We start from the raw sequence: 19965 nt of genomic DNA on the forward strand, positions 1-19965 counted from the left end.
TTATATTTAATATTATAACAAATGAAAGCGCAAACTTAGTTAGTCAGAGGTAAAAAAATGACAAGGTTTAAAATTGAGGACGATTTCTATTTAGATGGGAAACCGTTCAAGATTTTGTCTGGTGCCATTCATTATTTTAGAATTCCAGCAGAGGATTGGTATCATTCGCTCTACAACTTAAAAGCGCTTGGCTTTAATACAGTCGAGACTTATGTTGCATGGAATTTACACGAACCTGTTGAAGGGGAGTTTAATTTTGAAGGTGATCTGGATTTAGAGAAATTTCTCCAAATAGCGCAGGATTTGGGTCTCTACGCAATTGTGCGTCCGTCTCCCTTTATCTGTGCAGAATGGGAATTCGGTGGTTTACCAGCTTGGCTCTTGACCAAGAACATGCGAATTCGCTCATCCGACCCAGCGTATATTGAGGCAGTTGGTCGCTACTATGATCAATTATTGCCAAGACTGGTGCCGCGTTTGTTGGACAATGGCGGAAATATTCTCATGATGCAAGTCGAGAACGAATACGGTTCTTATGGAGAAGATAAGGCTTACCTGAGAGCGATTCGAAAATTGATGGAAGAACGAGGGATTGATTGCCCACTCTTTACTTCAGATGGCCCATGGAGAGCTACTTTGAAAGCTGGAACCTTAATCGAAGATGACCTCTTTGTAACAGGCAACTTTGGTTCTAAGGCACCTTACAACTTTTCACAGATGCAGGAATTCTTTGATGAGCATGGTAAGAAATGGCCACTCATGTGTATGGAGTTCTGGGATGGCTGGTTCAATCGTTGGAAAGAACCGATTATCACACGGGATCCGAAAGAATTGGCAGAAGCTGTTCGAGAGGTATTGGAGCAAGGCTCTATCAACCTTTACATGTTCCACGGTGGTACAAACTTTGGCTTCATGAATGGTTGCTCGGCTCGAGGAACTCTGGATTTGCCACAAGTTACATCTTATGATTACGATGCCCTTCTGGATGAAGAAGGAAATCCAACTGCCAAATATTTGGCAGTCAAGAAGATGATGGCAACACATTTCCCAGAGTATCCGCAGTTGGAACCACTCTATAAGGAAAGCATGAAGGTGGACGCTATTCCACTTGCTGAAAAAGTTTCCTTATTTGAAACCTTAGATAGTCTTTCTAGTCCAACAGAAAGTCTCTATCCAAAAGCGATGGAGGAATTAGGTCAATGTTATGGCTATCTTCTCTATCGTACTGAGGCAAGTTGGGATGCAGAAGAAGAACGCCTTCGCATCATCGATGGACGTGACCGTGCTCAACTCTTTGTAGATGGTCAACGAATTGCAACTCAATATCAGACGGAGATTGGAGAAGATATCTATTGTCAAGGTAATCGAAAAGGTTCTTCACAACTTGACATCTTGATTGAAAATATGGGCCGTGTTAACTATGGACATAAGTTCTTAGCTGATACACAACGTAAAGGAATCCGAACAGGTGTCTGCAAGGATTTACACTTCTTACTTAATTGGAAACACTATCCACTCCCACTAGACAATCCTGAGAAAATTGATTTTTCAAAAGGATGGACAGAAGGACAACCAGCCTTTTATGCTTATGATTTTACAATCGAAGCGCCAAAAGATACTTACTTAGACTTGTCTGAGTTTGGTAAGGGAGTTGCCTTTGTCAATGGGCAGAATCTAGGACGTTTTTGGAACGTCGGCCCGACCCTCTCGCTTTATATCCCTCATAGCTACCTCAAGGAAGGTGCAAACCGCATTATTATCTTTGAGACAGAGGGTGAATATAAAGAAGAGAGTCATTTAACTCGAAAACCTACACTAAAACATATAAAGGGGGAAAACTTATGACAATTGTAGGATGCCGTATCGATGGACGTTTGATCCACGGACAAGTAGCCAATCTTTGGGCTGGAAAACTAAATGTTTCACGTATTATGGTTGTAGATGACGAAGTTGTCAACAACGACGTTGAAAAGAGTGGTTTGAAACTAGCGACACCACCAGGTGTGAAATTGAGTATTTTGCCAATTGAGAAAGCGGCAGCCAATATTCTTGCTGGTAAATACGATAGCCAACGTCTCTTTATCGTGGCTCGTAAACCAGACCGCTTCCTTGGTTTGGTAGAAGCAGGTGTACCACTTGAAACCCTTAATGTTGGGAATATGTCTCAAACACCAGAAACTCGCGCTATCACACGTTCTATCAACGTAGTGGACAAGGATGTGGAAGACTTCCACAAACTGGCAGAAAAAGGTGTTAAACTTACTGCTCAAATGGTTCCAAATGATCCAATTTCAGACTTTTTGAGCTTATTAAAATAGGAAAAAATTTTTAGGAGGTCATTGTTATGATACAATGGTGGCAAATTTTACTTCTCACTTTGTACTCAGCTTATCAAATCTGTGATGAGTTGACGATCGTTTCATCTGCAGGTTCCCCTGTATTTGCTGGTTTCATTACTGGTTTAATCATGGGAGATGTGACAACTGGTTTGTTTATCGGTGGTAGCTTGCAGTTGTTCGTTCTTGGGGTTGGTACCTTCGGTGGTGCTTCTCGTATTGACGCAACTTCTGGTGCGGTTCTTGCAACAGCATTCTCAATCTCTCAAGGTATTGATACAGACCTTGCGATTACAACAATCGCTGTGCCAGTAGCAGCTCTCTTGACTTACTTCGACGTTCTTGGACGTATGACAACTACTTTCTTTGCACACCGTATTGATGCTGCAATCGAACGCTATGACTACAAAGGAATCGAACGCAACTACTTGCTTGGTGCGATTCCATGGGCTCTATCTCGTGCCCTTCCAGTCTTCTTCGCCCTTGCTTTCGGTGGAGAATTCGTACAAGGTGTTGTAAACCTTGTTAAAGAATACCAATGGGTTGCAGACGGTTTGACTCTTGCAGGTCGTATGCTTCCAGGTCTTGGATTCGCTATCTTGCTTCGTTACCTTCCAGTTAAACGTAACCTTCACTACCTTGCTATGGGATTTGGTTTGACAGCTATGTTGACTGTTCTTTACTCAAACGTACAAAGTCTTGGTGGAGCAGTTGCTGGTATCATTAGCACTCTTCCTGCTGAAGTTGCTGAAAAAATTGGCTTTGTTAACAACTTCAAAGGATTGTCTATGATCGGTATCTCTATCGTGGGTATCTTCCTTGCAGTTGTTCACTTCAAGAACAGCCAAAAAGTTGCTGTAGCAGCACCTTCTACACCATCAGAAAGTGGGGAAATTGAAGATGACGAATTCTAATTACAAATTAACAAAAGAAGATTTTAATCAAATTAACAAACGTAGCTTGTTCACTTTCCAATTGGGATGGAACTACGAACGTATGCAAGCATCAGGTTACCTATACATGATCTTGCCACAATTGCGTAAAATGTATGGAGATGGAACTCCTGAGTTGAAAGAAATGATGAAAGTTCATACTCAATTCTTCAATACTTCACCATTCTTCCACACAATCATCGCTGGTTTTGACCTTGCCATGGAAGAAAAAGATGGTGTAGGTTCAAAAGATGCCGTTAACGGTATCAAGACAGGTTTGATGGGACCATTCGCTCCTCTTGGAGATACTATCTTTGGTTCACTTGTACCTGCTATCATGGGATCTATCGCAGCAACTATGGCTATCGCTGGCCAACCATGGGGTATCTTCCTCTGGATTGCAGTTGCAGTAGTGTATGACATTTTCCGTTGGAAACAGTTAGAATTTGCCTACAAAGAAGGGGTTAACCTTATCAACAACATGCAAAGTACTTTGACAGCTTTGATTGACGCTGCATCTGTACTTGGTGTCTTCATGATGGGTGCTCTTGTAGCAACAATGATCAACTTTGAAGTTTCTTATAAATTGCCAATCGGTGAAAAAATGATTGACTTCCAAGACATCTTGAACTCAATCTTCCCACGCTTACTTCCAGCAATCTTTACTGCCTTTATCTTCTGGTTGCTTGGTAAGAAAGGTATGAACTCTACAAAAGCAATTGGTATCATCATTGCTCTTGCAGTAGGTCTTTCATTCATCGGTAAATTCTTGCTTGGAATGGGCGCATAATTTATGACGAAATCATTAATTTTGGTGAGTCATGGTCGCTTCTGTGAAGAACTTAAAGGTAGCACTGAAATGATCATGGGTCCACAAGACAATATTTATACAGTAGCTCTTCTTCCAGAAGATGGCCCAGAAGATTTTACTGCAAAATTTGAAGCTGCTATTGAAGGATTGGATGATTTCCTAGTCTTTGCGGATCTTCTCGGTGGAACACCATGTAACGTGGTAAGCCGTTTGATTATGGAAGGTCGTGATATTGACCTTTATGCAGGGATGAATCTTCCAATGGTGATTGAATTTATCAATGCGAGCCTTACAGGTGCAGATGCGGACTATAAGAACCGTGCTGCAGAAAGCATCGTGAAAGTTAATGACCTGTTAGCTGGCTTCGATGATGACGAAGATGAATAATACTCTTCGAAAATCAAATTCAAACTACGTCAACGTCGCCTTGCCGTAGGTATATGTTACTGACTCTGTCAGTTCTATCTGCAACCTCAAAACGGTGTTTTGAGCAGCCTGCGGCTAGTTTCCTAGTTTGCTCTTTGATTTTCATTGAGTATACGATGTGACAACGTGAAAATCGTTAGAGCATTTTATATAGAATATACATGGGAATGGGGCTTACTCCCATTCCCATATTTAATAGAAAAAGAGGAATTCAATGTTACATTATACAAAAGAAGACTTGCTCGAATTGGGTGCAGAAATCACTACACGTGAAATCTACCAACAGCCTGATGTATGGAAAGAAGCTTTTGAATCTTATCAAGCAAAACGTGAAGAAATTGCAGCCTTCCTACAAGGGATTGCTGATAAACATGACTATATCAAGGTTATCTTGACAGGTGCGGGGACTTCTGCTTATGTGGGAGATACCTTGGTACCTTACTTTAAGGAAGTCTATGACGAACGCAAATGGAATTTCAATGCTATTGCGACAACAGATATCGTTGCCAATCCAGAAACTTATTTGAAAAAAGATGTGGCAACTGTCCTTGTATCTTTCGCTCGTAGTGGAAATTCACCTGAAAGTGTGGCAACTGTTGATTTGGCCAAGGCCTTGGTGGATGAGCTTTATCAAGTGACGATTACTTGTGCAGCGGACGGTAAGTTGGCTCTTCAAGCTCATGGAGATGACCGCAATCTCTTGCTTTTGCAACCAGCTGCTTCTAATGATGCTGGATTTGCCATGACTTCTAGCTTTACGTCTATGATGTTGACAGCTCTCTTGGTCTTTGATCCTACAGAATTTGCTGTTAAAGCTGAACGTTTTGAAGTTGTATCTAGTCTTGCCCGTAAAATTCTAGACAATGCAGAAGATGTCAAAGAACTTGTTGACCTCGACTTTAACCGTGTCATCTACCTAGGCGCTGGTCCATTCTTTGGACTTGCTCATGAAGCTCAGCTCAAGATTTTGGAACTAACTGCTGGCCAAGTGGCGACCATGTATGAAAGCCCAGTCGGCTTCCGTCACGGTCCAAAATCTCTTATCAACGAAGATACAGTTGTTTTAGTCTTTGGTACAACGACAGACTACACTCGTAAGTACGACTTGGACTTGGTTCGAGAAGTTGCTGGTGACCAGATTGCTAGTCGTGTTGTGCTTTTGAGTGATCAAGCCTTTGGTCTTGAAAATGTCAAAGAAGTGGCCCTTGGTTGTGGCGGTGTCTTGAATGATATTTACCGTGTCTTCCCTTACATCGTTTATGCCCAACTCTTTGCCCTCTTGACTTCACTCAAGGTAGAAAATAAACCAGATACACCATCTCCTACAGGTACAGTAAACCGTGTGGTACAAGGTGTTATCATCCACGAATATCAAAAGTAATACTGCGTTTATAGATTCTCGATAAAGGGGTTTGTAAATCATACAAGTAAACCATAGATTGTCAATTCGCTTTCTATGGTTTGTTTGCTTGAGAGAAATAGTAAAAGGAGAAGAGAATGAAAGCATACACAGAGCGTGTATTTGGAAATGTTGAGGGACAAGATGTTTTGGCCTATCGATTTGAGACGGACGGTGGCTACCAGCTTGAGGTTATGACTTATGGTGCGACCATCTTGCGCTATGTCACACCTGACAAGGATGGAAATTTTGCCAATGTTATTTTGGGCTTTGATGACTTTGATAGCTATGTAGGCAATAGTCCTAAGCATGGAGCTAGCGTAGGTCCTGTGGCAGGCCGTATTGCAGGTGCGACATTTGAGCTCAATGGTAAGACCTATGACCTTGAAGTCAACAATGCTAGCAACTGCAACCACAGTGGCTCAACAGGTTGGGATTCCGGCTTGTTTGAACTAGTTGAGGTGAGCGACCATGGCTTGACCCTCTACACAGAGCGTACAGATGGGACAGGCGGATTTCCTGGCAATCTTAAAATCTGGATCAGTTACCACTTAGAAGAAACTGGTGCCTATGAAATCAGCTACAAGGTAACGACAGATCAAGATACGCTGGTCAATCCAACCAACCACAGCTATTTCAACTTGTCCGGTGATTTCACAAAGACGATTGACCGTCATGTCTTCCAACTAAACACAGAGGGCATTTACCCAATCGCTCCCGATGGTGTTCCGGCCAAAACTCCAGATGCCAATCGTGATGTGGTCAAACACATCTACAATGGTGCCTTGTTGAAGGATATCTTTGCAGAAGAAGATGAGCAAATCCAGTTGGTATCTGGCTTAGATCATCCATTTGCTCTTCCTGCAGGTCATGACAATGCTGGTTTCCTTTATGACCAAAATTCAGGTCGCTTCCTGCTTTTCAAGACAGAAGCTCCTTGTTTTGTAGTCTACACAGCAAACTTTGTGGATGAGAGTGTACTTGTGGCTGGCAAACCAATGGTACAGCACAATGGGATTGCTCTTGAAGCGCAGGCTTTACCAGATGCCATTCACAGCGACCTCAAAGACCAAGTCATTCTTAAAGCCGGTCAAACCTTTACAAGTAAGACACGTTATGAGCTTGTTGTGAAATAAAAAAGCTGGGAAAAAAGTCTTTAAAATTAGGAAAATGCATATTATCAGGTGCTGAAAACTTTGATAATATGCGTTTTATTATGGAAAGATTCACTTTATCTTATCCTGAAATGGCCTTATTTTTGAGTTGTCTGACTTGACTTTCTTGATGGATTTTATACAATAATTGTAATAATAAAAATTACAACAGAGGAGATATCCTATGATCTATGAATACAAGAGTCACATTTATTTAGCAGAGGCAGTTTTGAATGTAAAGGATTTGGCAAGTTAAACAGCCTTTTATCAGCAAATCATTGGTTTAGAAATCTTATCTCAGACTGAGACCGAGACGATTCTAGGACTTGATGGAGAGGCCTTGGTACACCTGATTCAAGCACAAGAGAGTGGACAAGTAAGGGAACATTATGGCCTTTACCATCTGGCTATTCTCTTGCCGACACGAAAGGCTTTGGCTGATGTCTTGAAACACCTGATAGATTTACAGATTCCTCTCGTCGGCGGTGCAGATCATGGTTACAGTGAAGCTATTTACTTGGAAGATTTGGAGGGAAATGGCATTGAACTCTATCGAGATAAGCCGGTTTCCACATGGGATATTCGAGAAGATGGACGCATTATCGGAGTGACGGAGGCTCTTGCGGCGCAGGACATTTATGAGCTGGGGGAAAGAGTAGAGCCCTTTATCCTGGCAGAAGGTATGAGAATGGGGCATATTCATCTTTCCGTCAAGGATAGTCGAAAGTCCAGCCAGTTTTATCAAAAAGTGTTAGGGTTAGAGGATAAATTCAGTGTGCCTAGCGCTAGTTGGATTGCAGCTGGGAATTACCATCATCATTTGGCAGTTAACGAATGGGGAGGAAAAGATCTGGCTCCGCGTAAGCAAGGCTTGCCAGGCTTAGCCTTCTATGTCATTGAAGTCGCACATAAAGAGGAACTGTTAACGATTGTCCAGCGAGCACAAGAAGTTGATGCACCAATCAAGTGGCTGACATCTAGCCAGCTGGAAATCACAGACCCAGACGGAATTGTGACTCGTATTCGTTTAGCAAGGTAAAACTAGAAAACTCTAGTAAATTATCAGTATGGCTAGTTTACTTTTTGAAAAGTCTTTGATAACAGAACTGCGTGAGCTGGATGGGCGAGAATTTTGACAAAGAAGCTGATTAGAGATATAATGAAGAAAAATCGAGCAAGGAAAAAGAAATGACAAACTCAAAGTATATTACTCGTTTGAAACGTTCAGAGGGCCAGTTGCGTGGGATTCAAAAGATGATTGAAGAAGATCGTGATTGTGCTGATATTGTGACGCAACTGACAGCCGTGAAATCTAGTGTGGAGCGCGTGATTGAGATGATAATTACCGAAAACCTTACTGAATGTATCAATCAGCCACTAGATGATCCTGAAGCTCAAAAGGCACGCCTAGAAAAGGCTATCCGATACTTGATTAAAAGGAAGTGAAGTAATTGTTTACTTTATCATAAAGACAAAAATGCCATCAGTAGAATAGTTTAATGTGAATCAAGAGAGGCTGGAAACAGTCTTTAAAATTAAAAAAATGCATACTATCAGGTGTTGAAAAACCTTGATAGTATGCGTTTTATTGTGGAGAGATTTACTTCACTTTCTCCTGAAATTGAGTTTTTGTCCAGCTCCTCTTGATTATTCTACTTGACCTGGCCAAGTATTCATACCACCTTCTACGTTGGTAACGGTGAGGCCTTGGGAACTGAGAAATTGACAGGCAGAGGCAGAACGCACTCCTCCTTGACAGATGACATGGTATTCATGATCAGGTTTGAGGTCTTTGTAGCCTTGTTCCAAGGTACTTAACGGAAGATTTTTTGCACCTGGTGCATGTCCTGCTTGGAATTCATGCGCTTCACGGACATCGATAAGCTCTAAATTTTTATTTTGATATTTTGCATAAAAGTCAGCCATACTGATATTAGTTTCCATATTCTACTCCTTCTGGGTTAGCCATTTTGTATAGTGAATAAGCGCCGTCAAGGTTTTGGACGGTAAATCCTGCTTGTTTGAGGATACGCTCTGCGATATAGCTGCGCAAACCACTGTGGCAGCTAACGATGTAGGCTTGGTTCTTGTCTAGTTCATCCAAGTGTTCCCGTAGTTCATTTAGGGGGATATGAATGGTATCGACTTTGAGTCGACCACTCTGGAATTCGCCACTTGTTCGTACATCTAGGAATTTCTTACCATTAGCTAGTTCGTCTTCGAGCTGGTACCATTGAACATTGTTGCTGAGGCCTTCGATAAGGTTTAAGGCTGCGTAGCCCAGCATATTGACGGGATCCTTGGCCGAGCCAAATGGTGGCGCATAGGTAAACTCCAATTCTGGTAAGTCAAAGACGGTGAGATTTCCCTTGATAGCAGTTGCTAGGATATCGATTCGCTTGTCAACACCTTTCTTCCCAACTCCTTGGGCACCATAGATTTTTCCAGTGTTTGGGTCAAAGAGGAGCTTCAAGGTCATATCAGTAGCGCCTGGATAATAACCAGCATGGTCTTTCCCGCTGACATGAAGGGCCTTGTAAGGAAGTTGATTCATGCTAAGTACATGCTCGCTGAGACCAGTCGAAGCAGCTGTCATATCAAAGGTACGAACGATAGCAGTACCGATACTGCCCTTATTTGTACGACCGAGTCCTGCGATGACGTCTGCCACTTGGCGTCCTTGTCGATTGGCAGGAGAAGCTAGAGAGATGAGAGCATCTTGGCCTGTAATCTCTTGCTTGACGACGATGGCATCCCCAACTGCAAAGATATCTTTTTGACTAGTTTCGTAATGTTCATTGACCAGGATCCCACCACGAAGTCCCAGTTCAACCCCCGCAGCTTTTGCTAATCCATTTTCAGGTTCAACACCGACAGAAAGGATAGTGAGGTCAGAAGTGATCTTTTGACCATTTTCGAGAATGATGACTTTTCCTTGGTCTTCAAATCGAGTCGCAGACTGAGAAGTGATAACGCGAACGCCGTTTTTAACCAATTCTTCCTGGACAAAGGCTGCCATTTCTTGATCTAATGGTGGCAAGACATGGGGTGCTTTCTCAATGATGGTAACTTGCAATCCACGTTTCGCAAGATTTTCAGCCATTTCAAGCCCGATAAAGCCTGCGCCGATAACGACAGCTTCTTTTGGATGATTGTCCAAGGCAGCCATAATCTCGTCAAGATCGGGAACATTGCGGAGCGTGTAGGCATTCTTAGCTTCTGCCAAACCTTCAATGGTAGGAACAAATGGTTTAGCTCCTGGGGAGAGGACCAACTTGTCGTAGCTTTCTGTGAATTCCTGTCCATCGTGTCGCACAGTCACAGTGTGCTCTGCTGGGGAAATACTGATGACCTCATGGAAAGGACGAACATCCAGATTAAAGCGTGCTTTGAGACTTTCAGGAGTTTGGACCAATAAACTATCACGGTTTGCAATTTCTCCTGAAACATAGTAAGGAAGTCCGCAGTTTGCAAAGGAAACAAAGGGACCTTTCTCAAAAATAGTGATTTCAGCGTCTTCCATGAGACGTCTGAGGCGGGTTGCTGCTGACATACCGCCTGCAACTCCCCCGACAATGATAATTTTCATTGACTTTCTCCTTTATACATCTAGATGATTTTACCTGTCCAAGCACTCATACCGCCTCGGACATTGATGACATCATAGCCTTTTTTCTTTAGCTTTTTAGCAGCCATCTTACTACGCATACCAGAATGACAAATGACATAAAGTGTTTCTTTTGTCGCTGGTGTATAAGATCCGATTTCGGATAGAGGGACATTCTTGGCATTTTTGATATGGCCTCTACGAAATTCCATCGGCGTCCGAACATCCAGTAGCTGAATTGGTTCCTTGAGTTTGGCTTCTAACTCGCTGGTAGAAATACTGTCAATTTTTGTAAATAAGTGAAACATAGGCACCTCCAAATATACCCTTATGGGGTATATTAAACCATGAAGTCAAGCTTTTGTCAAGCAAGTTGTTTTGACTTGGGAGGGAATTAGTTTCGAGAGTCTAGAAAGCAGGCTATTCTTGACCTTTCAAAGGCTTTTTGATATGATGGGTCCAAAGTGAGTATGAGGTGATAAGATGACCAGTGAATACCAGAAAATGATAGCAGGGGAGCCTTACCGTCCGTCGGATCCTGAATTACGGACCTTGGCGCAGGCTTCTCGCCAAAAACAGTTTGCCTTCAACCAGGAGTTAGATCCCTTGAAAGGGGCAGAGATTATCAAGACTTGGTTTGGTTCAACTGGAGAAAATCTCTATGTCAATCCACGCCTGGTGGTTGATTATGGAATTAATATCCATCTAGGGGAAAATTTTTATTCTAATTGGAACTTGACCATGCTGGATGTTTGTCCGATTCGCATCGGTAACAATGCCATGATTGGCCCCAACTGTCAGTTTTTAACCCCACTCCATCCACTAGATCCGAAGGAACGTAATTCAGGGGTCGAATACGGCAAGCCCATCACCATCGGTGACAATTTCTGGGCTGGAGGTGGCGTCATTGTCCTTCCTGGAGTGACACTGGGAAATAACGTAGTGGCGGGAGCAGGGGCTGTGATTACCAAGTCCTTCGGAGACAATGTTGTTTTAGGTGGCAATCCTGCGCGTGTTATCAAGGAAATCCCTGTGAAAGAAAATTAAAAAGAACAGCTGTGAACTGCACCCCAAAAGTTAGACAGAAAAAATCTAACTTTTGGGGTGTTTTACTATGAAATTAACTTATGATGATAAAGTTCAGATCTATGAACTTAGAAAACAAGGATATAGCTTAGAGGAGCTTTCAAATAAATTTGGGATAAACAATTCTAATCTTAGATACATGATTAAATTGATTGAACGTTACGGAATAGAAATCGTTAAAAAGAGGAAGAATCGTTACTATTCCTTTAAATTGAAACAAGAAATGATTAAGAAAGTTCTGCTGGAAGGTCGTTCACAAAGAAGTGTTAGTCTTGATTATGCCCTCCCAAACCAAGGAATGCTTCCAAGTTGGCTGGCGCAATACAAGAAAAACGGGTATACTATTGTTGAGAAAACAAGAGGGAGAGTACCTAAAATGGGACGTAAACGGAAGAAAACTTGGGAAGAAATGACAGAACTAGAGCGACTTCAAGAGGAGAATGAGCGTCTACGTACCGAGGTAGCCTACCTAAAAAAGTTAAAAGAGTTAGAGGAAAGGGACGAAGCCTTAGAGCGAGAAAGGCAGAGACAGTTAGAGAAATGGCTTCAGGAAGATTTCGACTAGATTTACTTCTTGAAACAGCACGTTTAGCTCGTTCGACCTACTACTATCACGTGAAACAGCTAGACAAACCAGATAAGGATCAAGAACTTAAAGCTGAAATTCAATCCATTTTTACTGAACACAAGGGAAATTACGGATATCGTCGAATTCATTTAGAATTAAGAAATCGTGCTTATGTGGTCAATCATAAAAGAGTTCAACGCTTGATGAAAGTGCTCAATTTACAAGCTATAATCCGCAAGAAACGCAAGTATTCTTCTCATAAAGGAGACGTTGGCAAGAAGGCAGAGAATCTCATTCAACGTCAATTTGAAGGCTCTAAACCGATGGAAAAGTGCTATACAGATGTGACAGAGTTTGCCATTCCAGCAAGTCCTCAAAAGCTTTACTTATCGCCAGTTTTAGATGGATTTAATAGCGAAATTATCGCCTATAATCTTTCAACTTCGCCCAACTTAGAACAAGTGAAAGCTATGTTAAACCAGGCCTTCAGTGAGGATCATTACACAAATACTATTCTCCATAGTGATCAAGGGTGGCAATACCAACACGATTCTTATCATCGGTTCCTAGAGAGTAAGGGAATTCAGCCATCTATGTCACGTAAAGGCAACAGCCCAGACAACGGCATGATGGAGTCCTTTTTTGGTATTTTGAAATCGGAGATGTTTTACGGTTATGAGAAGCACTTTAGATCTTTAGAAGACCTTGAACAAGCTATTATAGACTATATTGATTACTACAACAATAAACGAATTAAGGTCAAACTAAAAGGACTCAGTCCTGTGCAATACAGAACTAAATCCTTTCAATAATTATTTGTCCAACTTTTGGGGGTCAGTACACTTTAAGCGTTTTTTCTTTTTTCAATTTTAATCATCACAAAATTTATATATCATTTAATCAATTCACTTTTATTTTTTCACGCAGTTCCTATCATATTATTTTTTATAATATGATATAATACGAGTAGAAAACGATTTTGCTACTTGAATTTTACAGATTTAAAAGATTTTCCAAAAATTAACATAATGTTATGTTGAAAAGCATTGTTTTTAAAAAGAGTTAAGATTTGAGCGAGTATATATTAGATATAGATGATTGTTTACTAAAAACACTATTGGAATAGACAGTTTGAAAGGAAGATATGATTAAAAAGTATGATGTAAGATATAATCAGTCAACTAATATAGTGGTTTAATCTAAAGTAGAAAAGTGGGATGTAATTTTTCATTTACAATTGAGATATATATTTAAAACATAATAAGTTTTTCATGAGATTGACTCAAAAAAATTAAATATGACAAAACAAAAGTATAAGAAAGAATATATTAATACTCTGCTGTAAATTATGTAACTTATTTAGTAGGGATGTATTAAATATTGAATGATTTGCTTTTTGGTTTGTGTCTCTCTAAAAAATTGCTAATAATCAGGAATGAACATTTAAAGAATTAGTTAAATATGTATTAGGAAGAAACAGATGGGTTCAAAGAAAAATAAAAAAATTAATAAAATTCAAAATAGAAGACAGGTCATCAGCAATTATGATATAGTAGAACTTCAGAAGAAAATTGCCTTAGGAAAAAAGTTATCTGTCAGTGATATATTTAAAATAAAAAGCTCGAATAATTCAGAAATTAAAAGACAATTTTTTAAAACAACTACAATAGCTAATGAGTATTTTTCTTATCATTCTAATAAAGCAATTATAAAAAATATTAAGAACACTGATTTTACAGGATTTAATATTCATCTTGAGAGTTTAACTCTTATGAAAGAGCTAGAATGGTTTCTGCTTGAATTATTATCGTTTAAAGATGAGATTAATTACTATTTAGGATTGAAATCAGAGTTTGAAGATTCCTTTTTTAGAAGAAATTGTGATTTTGGAGAACATATTTTAGCAGAAATAAAAGAAAATCTTGGTTTTTCTCTATGGGAATTTGAAAATGAACTGTTAATAAAAATAAATAAAGAGAAACATAATAAGAGTGAACTTATAGAAGAAGTTAACTCTTTATATCAAGACGATAAACCTTATTCAAGTTTCAATGCCTTATTACTATCTTTAATTGTTGATAAAATATCAGATGAATCAGACTCATTTCTTTATTACCAAACTATTAGTAAAAAAATTGAAGGGATTCCTGAGCCTTTTAAACATGTTCTTTCTTATTTTCTATTATGTGAATCTTATCCTTTATATAATGAAAAGGAAGTTAGCAAATTGCTAGCACACTCAACTATGTTATCTATAGTTGATAGATTTAATATATTAGTGAAATTACTACTAAATTTTCCTGAGAATATTAAGAAAAAAATACGTGATAATTTTTCAAGTATATTAAACCAATTTGACGATTATAAAATAAAGAAATTTCTATCAGAAAGGTATGATTTATTAGATAATTTAAATAGAAGTGACATTGATTTTATTGAAACACAACAGCAGTTATCGGTTAAAAATTATAAGAACAATAGTAATTTGATTGGTAAGGTAATAAAGGAATATTATCTAAGTTATTCAACTGTAGACTTATTGAGTAGATATGTATCATCACAAAATAGAGAAGAAGAAGAACTCTACAAAGACTTAAAGATAGAGTATATTCCAGATTTTGTAGATATAATAAATTGTTATGTTAAGATTAAGAATTTTAGTTTTTCTAGTGACCATATAAGTAAGCTTTACTATTACACAAGAAAGTATAGTAGTTTCGATTTATTAAACCAATTTAGGTTACATCTAAGAGCATTATCTACAGGGGCGCTAGATGATAGAAGGATTGAACTTTATGATAAATACACTACACTATCCTGTCTAAAGTATACTATAGATGCCATAGATGCTGTAAAAATTTTAAATAAAAATATTGATTTTAAAATTTATTTAGATGATATTTTTAGTTTAAAAGTTAACAATATAAAATCTGTAGCAGATGTTGAGCTAGGGTTATCTCTATTAAGAAATATCAAGCTGGATATCAATAGTTTAAATAATTTTTCGCAATCAATTGAGGATTTGCAATTACCGGTATGGTATTTAGAAGAAGTGAAATATTTTATTTTTAATCATTACTTGGATAGTAATGATTTACAAAATGCGATAGCAGAATTATCGGATGCCTATTTTAGAAGGAAAAATTCTATCTGTATTTATCCTTTGGATAAAATGAGAGAGTTACTTGATCAAGAAACATTATGTTTTGATTTATCGAAAATAGAGGTTCCAATTGTCGCAAAATTATGTAACTCTTCTAAATTAAAATATATTTTCGAAGATTATCTAGAAGAAAACATGATAGATTATCCTTCAAATATGAAAATGGGAACAAATAATGAAAACAAAGTGCGCTTTGTGTTAGAATCTATTTGTACACGAGAATTATTATCGGAATTAACTATGATTTTAGAATCTGAAGAGCAAGTGACTAATGAACGATTAAGTATTCTTAGTAAATTGAACGAATCGAATGTTGGGGAGTTCGATAATAAATATGCGAAAGAGATAAGTGAGTTATCACAAGAAGTCTTATTAAAAAAATTAGTACGTTCGGTAAACCGAAGCAAGTTAACTGTTGATAGTGAAAAAATATATCAAAAAAATAAGGATGAACTTGGTAAGTTCTTTAATGACTTTATTGATACAAAAGAAGAGCGATTATTGGGATATTTTACAAATGATCAATTAAATGAGAATAAACAATTACTTTTTATTGGATTGAAAGAATATAATCCCAAAATGGGAGCTTTAGAGCGTTTGTTTACTAAAGTTGTTATAAAATTCTTGTTTGATGATGATGGCTTAGATTCATATCTCAGCACAAGGGTAAGACATGGAACTTTACAAGGACAAATTAGACGTGCTTTTAGTAATAATAATTTAATAACAGAAAAGATATCGGATACATCCAATATATACGCTCCAAATGAGTATATAAAAAAAATAGTTGAACCAAATTATGATAAAATATCAAGTATTCTTAATGATTTCTCAGAATCAGTGGATGATGAAATAACACGTATAAAGCAAGAAATATTACAAATCAAATACGGAGAGAGAGGGATAGATTCCGGGATTTTTAATTTGAGTGAAAGCTTTTATGATATAGAAGATGAAGTATATAATAAAGTAAAAGTACTAAATGATCCAAAACAAATATATGATAAAATTGTAGAGTATATCTGGAAAAAAATTGATATAAAAGTATTGATGTTACAAAAGATGATTAAAAGTGACATAACAAAAATCTTTATTGACAAACTTACAAACTTGGAACATCGTTTAGATAGGAGTGGGTTAGAATTATCTATTATTAGAAATAATATCGCAAGTTGTAAGACAGACATTCAAAATTCATTAGAAGAAATAGCAGGATGGTTTGAACGTTCGCAAATTTCAGATGATACTGTAGTCCATAGCGAAGATCTAATTTCTGTTTCTAAAAATATAATTTCAAAAATAAATTCTGATTTTGAAAAAATAACATTTAATTTGGAATTAAATAAAGACTATAAAATTTCTAGTAGAGAACTTCCATTTTATATCGATATACTCTTGATTTTATTCAACAATGCTATGAAACATAGTGGTGTTAAAAGTGATGACCTTATTATTAATGCTTCCATAATTGAAAATGAAGATGGATCTACTATTAAGTTTAGCAATAATTACTTAAGTGAAAAGGAAGACTTAATTAGAGAGTCAATTGAAACTTTGAAACAGAGCTTAGATGAAATAGCAAGTAGTGATAATATTCCAAGGTTAACTAAAGAAGGAGGATCGGGCTACCATAAATTATTTAAAATAATAAAAATTAATTTTATTAAGGACCCCTTTTTTGAATTTTGTATATCGAAAGATAAATTTGAAGTGATTATCAGAATGGAAGGATAGCAGTGAAAATATTAATTATTGAAGATGATAAAAATAAAAGTACTCAAATTATTGAGCGTTTGAGTAGCTACTTTACAGATATAGATTTTACTGTCAAAAGATCATTTCAACAAGGAGTAAAAACACTAAGGAGTTCTAGTTTTGATGTATTACTTCTGGATATGACATTGCCTACATTTGATATTGATATCAATAGCAGTGGAGGAAAGATTAGAAACTTTGCTGGGATGGATATTTTAGATGTAATGCAGCAGAGGCAAATAGGTCTTAAAACAATTGTAATAACTCAATATGAAAGTTTTGGGGAAGAATTAGTTACAATATCTCAGATGAAGGATATATTAAAAGATCGATACAACAAAAATTTTGTTGATATAATATATTATAGTTCTTCGTCTAAAAGTTGGTTTGAAAGTTTAAAGAAATTATTAGGAGATCTATATGAAAGTATTAATTGTTGATGATAATACTGATAAAATCAAAGAAATAACAAAAGTTTTTAATAAAAAAAATTGGGAAATTGACACTTCAACAGGTTCAGTAGAAGCAATGAAAAAACTTAAAGAAACTGAATATGATTTATTAATTTTAGACCTAATTATTCCTAAAAAAATTGGTGTTGATGACGTGAATTTGAAGAACTCAATTGATTTGTTAGAACGAATTAAAAAGGGGAAAGGGTTAATTGAACCTAAAAATAAAGTAGCTTTAACGGCAGATACAAATGCGCTTGAACAGGGGCACCCAATTTTTTCTTCAGCATTTATAGAAATAATAAAATATGATCTCTCTTCTCGAGGGTGGCGTGATAATTTATTTTCAAAAATAGAGATGATTGAGAATTTTACCCCAAATTATTATCAAAAAAGAGGATACCTTTACGATTTTGCAATCATAACCGCGTTAAAGTCACCAGAATTAGATGCGGTCAAGCAAGTTTTCCCAGATTTAGAACAAATTAATATCGAGGGTGATACTTCGTATTATTTTGGAGTAAAACTAACAGATGGAAGAAAAATCTTATTAGCTACTGATAACCAGATGGGAATGGTTGCTATGTCACAATTTACTGAAAAAATAATTCAAACTTTTCGTCCATATAATGTTTGTATGTGCGGAATAGCAGCTGGAGTAAAAGGGGAGGTGAATTTAGGTGATATAATGGTATCTAAGGAATCATGGAACTATGATAGTGGGAAAATAGTTGAAGGCTCTTTCAAACCTGATTATAGTTCTATTTCGATCCATGAGGAATTAGTTTCAAAGATAAATAAAATTGTTGATCTTCCCGTAAAGTTATTTAAAATAAAAAAAGAATTTTCTGGGCCAACCCCTGAACATGATTTACAAATGAAGATAGGTCCAGTTGCTTCTGGATCAAGTGTTGTAGCAGATACGGAAATTTTAAAAAGACCACAAAGTTTGACTAGGAAATTACTTGGTCTTGAGATGGAAATTTATGGGATGTATTTTTCTTGTAAACATACTTCAACACCTAGACCAGAGAACTTTCTTGCGGTAAAGAGTGTTTGTGATTTTGCTGATGCAGATAAAAATGATAGTTATCAACAATATGCAGCATATACAAGTGCAAGTTTTTTAAAATTAATTATTGAGGAAGGTGTATTTGATTCTGAAGATTTCTGATGTCTTAATTTTCTTTCAGACTTTTAACTGGAAATATTTTGAAACTAAACGAGGCTGGGACAATAGTGTCTCGATTTTATCAAAAAAAGCAACGGTTTGAACGGCACCCCAAAAGTTAGACAGAAAAAATCTAACTTTTTGGGGTGTTTTATTATGTGACTATTAGTCCGTCTCGCTCCGTTAGGTGCGAGACAAATAAACCACCCGCTATGCGGGTGCGCGTCGAAGGTTATACCAAAAACTCCAAACGCGATACAATAAAGGTGTTCAAGCCAATTGTAAAGCGAAAGGAGAAAAATATGGCACAAAAGGCACATAGTTTATCACACACAAAGTGGATGTGTAAATATCACATTGTGTTCACCCCTAAGTATAGACGAAAAGTCATTTATAATCAATATCGAAGCAGTTTGGGAGAAATATTTCGTCGATTATGTAGTTATAAAGGTGTTGAGATTCTCGAAGGCCATTTAATGCCTGATCATGTACATATGTTAGTAAGTATTCCACCAAGGATAAGCGTTTCAAGTTTCATGGGGTATTTAAAAGGCAAAAGTGCACTCATGATGTTTGATAAACACGCCAACCTCAAGTATAAGTTTGGGAATCGGCATTTCTGGGCAGAAGGTTATTATGTAAGTACAGTAGGGCTCAATGAAGCCACAATTAAGAAATATATTCAAGATTAAAGAAATTATCCAGTGGATGATTTCTTCACGAGTATAAAAATTCGAGAACGAGTAAAGCATGATATAGCACTAGATAAAATGAGTGTAAAAGAATATGAGGATCCCTTTAGGGATAGTGGTAAGTAATACTAAAGCCTCTTTGAGAGGTTTGTGACGAGTCAAGAGCAATAAGGCTTGAACAACGTGAAAGCCAGCGTCTTTAGGCGCTGGCTGGTAATTTGGGCTTATAGCCCTGGTGCAAACCACCCGTTAGACGGGTGGTCATGATTTCTATCTTAGTCTTATAAATTTTTCTTCTTTTTGGTTTGGGAGACATGGCACTGGGGGATGTTGGTTTTAAAAACTATTAACTGTATTTTAGTATTCTCAAATTGTTTCTAGTAGCCTTTTCAAAAGAATATTAAGCGAAACTA

General features: G+C 37.5%; 16 protein-coding genes and 2 pseudogenes. 15 read left to right on the forward strand and 3 right to left on the reverse strand.

Translation table 11 applies throughout. From position 1 onward, the window contains the following. The first annotated feature begins 57 nt into the window (after positions 1–57). The 9 genes and pseudogenes from M594_RS00290 to M594_RS00330 all read left to right on the forward strand — a co-directional run bounded on the left by M594_RS00290 (position 58) and on the right by M594_RS00330 (position 8504). Entirely contained in the window at positions 58–1845 is a 1788-nt protein-coding gene (locus M594_RS00290) for a glycoside hydrolase family 35 protein (RefSeq protein WP_173875660.1), read from the forward strand. Continuing rightward, the gene (locus M594_RS00295; RefSeq protein ID WP_000156970.1) at positions 1842–2318 is read left to right on the forward strand and encodes a PTS sugar transporter subunit IIB; all 477 of its coding nucleotides are present in this window, start codon (positions 1842–1844) and stop codon (positions 2316–2318) included. Before M594_RS00290 ends, M594_RS00295 begins: the two co-directional genes overlap by 4 nt. Before the next feature lie 26 nt (positions 2319–2344). Next, positions 2345–3250: a PTS mannose/fructose/sorbose/N-acetylgalactosamine transporter subunit IIC gene (locus M594_RS00300; protein ID WP_173875661.1), complete on the forward strand. Its 906-nt coding sequence runs from the start codon at positions 2345–2347 to the stop codon at positions 3248–3250. Next, the gene (locus M594_RS00305) at positions 3237–4058 is read left to right on the forward strand and encodes a PTS system mannose/fructose/sorbose family transporter subunit IID (RefSeq protein ID WP_049502319.1); all 822 of its coding nucleotides are present in this window, start codon (positions 3237–3239) and stop codon (positions 4056–4058) included. The genes M594_RS00300 and M594_RS00305 overlap by 14 nt, the downstream gene beginning before the upstream one ends. Positions 4059–4061: 3 nt before the next feature. Further along, positions 4062–4466 (forward strand): PTS sugar transporter subunit IIA, encoded by a 405-nt coding sequence (locus tag M594_RS00310; protein WP_173875662.1) that lies wholly within the window; start codon positions 4062–4064, stop codon positions 4464–4466. A 253-nt stretch (positions 4467–4719) separates the two neighbouring features. Beyond that, positions 4720–5886, forward strand: a complete 1167-nt coding sequence (locus tag M594_RS00315; protein WP_173875663.1) for an SIS domain-containing protein — start codon at positions 4720–4722, stop codon at positions 5884–5886. Positions 5887–6002: 116 nt separating this feature from the next. Beyond that, a complete protein-coding gene (locus M594_RS00320) occupies positions 6003–7040 on the forward strand; it encodes an aldose epimerase family protein (protein ID WP_173875664.1) in 1038 nt (345 codons plus the stop codon). Between the two features lie 202 nt (positions 7041–7242). Continuing rightward, a pseudogene (locus M594_RS00325) lies at positions 7243–8097 on the forward strand (VOC family protein). 149 nt (positions 8098–8246) lie between these two features. Further along, a complete protein-coding gene (locus M594_RS00330; protein ID WP_045594097.1) occupies positions 8247–8504 on the forward strand; it encodes a metal-sensitive transcriptional regulator in 258 nt (85 codons plus the stop codon). A gap of 201 nt (positions 8505–8705) precedes the next feature. Here M594_RS00330 and M594_RS00335 read toward each other — a convergent pair whose 3' ends face one another. From M594_RS00335 to M594_RS00345, 3 genes are read right to left on the reverse strand one after another with little or no spacing between them, the layout of a single operon-like run. Next, on the reverse strand, positions 8706–9002 hold the full coding sequence (locus M594_RS00335; protein WP_173875665.1) for a rhodanese-like domain-containing protein: 297 nt from the start codon (positions 9000–9002) through the stop codon (positions 8706–8708). Then, a complete protein-coding gene (locus M594_RS00340; RefSeq protein ID WP_173875666.1) occupies positions 8992–10647 on the reverse strand; it encodes an FAD-dependent oxidoreductase in 1656 nt (551 codons plus the stop codon). Before M594_RS00340 ends, M594_RS00335 begins: the two co-directional genes overlap by 11 nt. Before the next feature lie 20 nt (positions 10648–10667). Next, positions 10668–10973 (reverse strand): rhodanese-like domain-containing protein, encoded by a 306-nt coding sequence (locus M594_RS00345; RefSeq protein WP_094753874.1) that lies wholly within the window; start codon positions 10971–10973, stop codon positions 10668–10670. A gap of 175 nt (positions 10974–11148) precedes the next feature. Between M594_RS00345 and M594_RS00350 the strand changes: the two genes are divergently transcribed. The 6 genes and pseudogenes from M594_RS00350 (at position 11149) to tnpA (ending at position 19678) form a co-directional block, all read left to right on the forward strand. Then, positions 11149–11712 carry a sugar O-acetyltransferase gene (locus M594_RS00350; RefSeq protein ID WP_173875667.1) on the forward strand — a complete coding sequence of 188 codons (564 nt, stop codon included), beginning with the start codon at positions 11149–11151 and terminating at the stop codon, positions 11710–11712. A gap of 67 nt (positions 11713–11779) precedes the next feature. Continuing rightward, a protein-coding gene (locus tag M594_RS00355) for an IS3 family transposase (protein WP_125454068.1) occupies positions 11780–13131 on the forward strand; the annotation gives its coding sequence in 2 pieces (ribosomal slippage) (positions 11780–12221 and positions 12221–13131; 1353 coding nt in all). A 668-nt stretch (positions 13132–13799) separates the two neighbouring features. Next, positions 13800–17216, forward strand: coding sequence for a hypothetical protein (locus M594_RS00360; protein ID WP_173875668.1), 3417 nt, complete (start codon positions 13800–13802; stop codon positions 17214–17216). Positions 17217–17218: 2 nt separating this feature from the next. Next, positions 17219–17677 (forward strand): hypothetical protein, encoded by a 459-nt coding sequence (locus M594_RS00365; protein WP_173875669.1) that lies wholly within the window; start codon positions 17219–17221, stop codon positions 17675–17677. Next, positions 17658–18863, forward strand: coding sequence for a response regulator (locus M594_RS00370; protein WP_173875670.1), 1206 nt, complete (start codon positions 17658–17660; stop codon positions 18861–18863). Before M594_RS00365 ends, M594_RS00370 begins: the two co-directional genes overlap by 20 nt. A 299-nt stretch (positions 18864–19162) precedes the next feature. Beyond that, a pseudogene (tnpA, locus tag M594_RS00375) lies at positions 19163–19678 on the forward strand (IS200/IS605 family transposase). Positions 19679–19965 lie beyond the last annotated feature (287 nt).

This window comes from Streptococcus mitis (genome assembly GCF_013305725.1).
Lineage (GTDB): Bacteria > Bacillota > Bacilli > Lactobacillales > Streptococcaceae > Streptococcus > Streptococcus mitis_BO.

Bases quoted from the DNA above. Each gene is read 5' to 3' on its own strand.
- M594_RS00290 (WP_173875660.1), top strand. From the start codon at position 58: ATGACAAGGTTTAAAATTGAGGACGATTTCTATTTAGATGGGAAACCG.
- M594_RS00295 (WP_000156970.1), top strand. From the start codon at position 1,842: ATGACAATTGTAGGATGCCGTATCGATGGACGTTTGATCCACGGACAA.
- M594_RS00300 (WP_173875661.1), top strand. From the start codon at position 2,345: ATGATACAATGGTGGCAAATTTTACTTCTCACTTTGTACTCAGCTTAT.
- M594_RS00305 (WP_049502319.1), top strand. From the start codon at position 3,237: ATGACGAATTCTAATTACAAATTAACAAAAGAAGATTTTAATCAAATT.
- M594_RS00310 (WP_173875662.1), top strand. From the start codon at position 4,062: ATGACGAAATCATTAATTTTGGTGAGTCATGGTCGCTTCTGTGAAGAA.
- M594_RS00315 (WP_173875663.1), top strand. From the start codon at position 4,720: ATGTTACATTATACAAAAGAAGACTTGCTCGAATTGGGTGCAGAAATC.
- M594_RS00320 (WP_173875664.1), top strand. From the start codon at position 6,003: ATGAAAGCATACACAGAGCGTGTATTTGGAAATGTTGAGGGACAAGAT.
- M594_RS00330 (WP_045594097.1), top strand. From the start codon at position 8,247: ATGACAAACTCAAAGTATATTACTCGTTTGAAACGTTCAGAGGGCCAG.
- M594_RS00335 (WP_173875665.1), bottom strand. From the start codon at position 9,002: ATGGAAACTAATATCAGTATGGCTGACTTTTATGCAAAATATCAAAAT.
- M594_RS00340 (WP_173875666.1), bottom strand. From the start codon at position 10,647: ATGAAAATTATCATTGTCGGGGGAGTTGCAGGCGGTATGTCAGCAGCA.
- M594_RS00345 (WP_094753874.1), bottom strand. From the start codon at position 10,973: ATGTTTCACTTATTTACAAAAATTGACAGTATTTCTACCAGCGAGTTA.
- M594_RS00350 (WP_173875667.1), top strand. From the start codon at position 11,149: ATGACCAGTGAATACCAGAAAATGATAGCAGGGGAGCCTTACCGTCCG.
- M594_RS00360 (WP_173875668.1), top strand. From the start codon at position 13,800: ATGGGTTCAAAGAAAAATAAAAAAATTAATAAAATTCAAAATAGAAGA.
- M594_RS00370 (WP_173875670.1), top strand. From the start codon at position 17,658: ATGAAAGTATTAATTGTTGATGATAATACTGATAAAATCAAAGAAATA.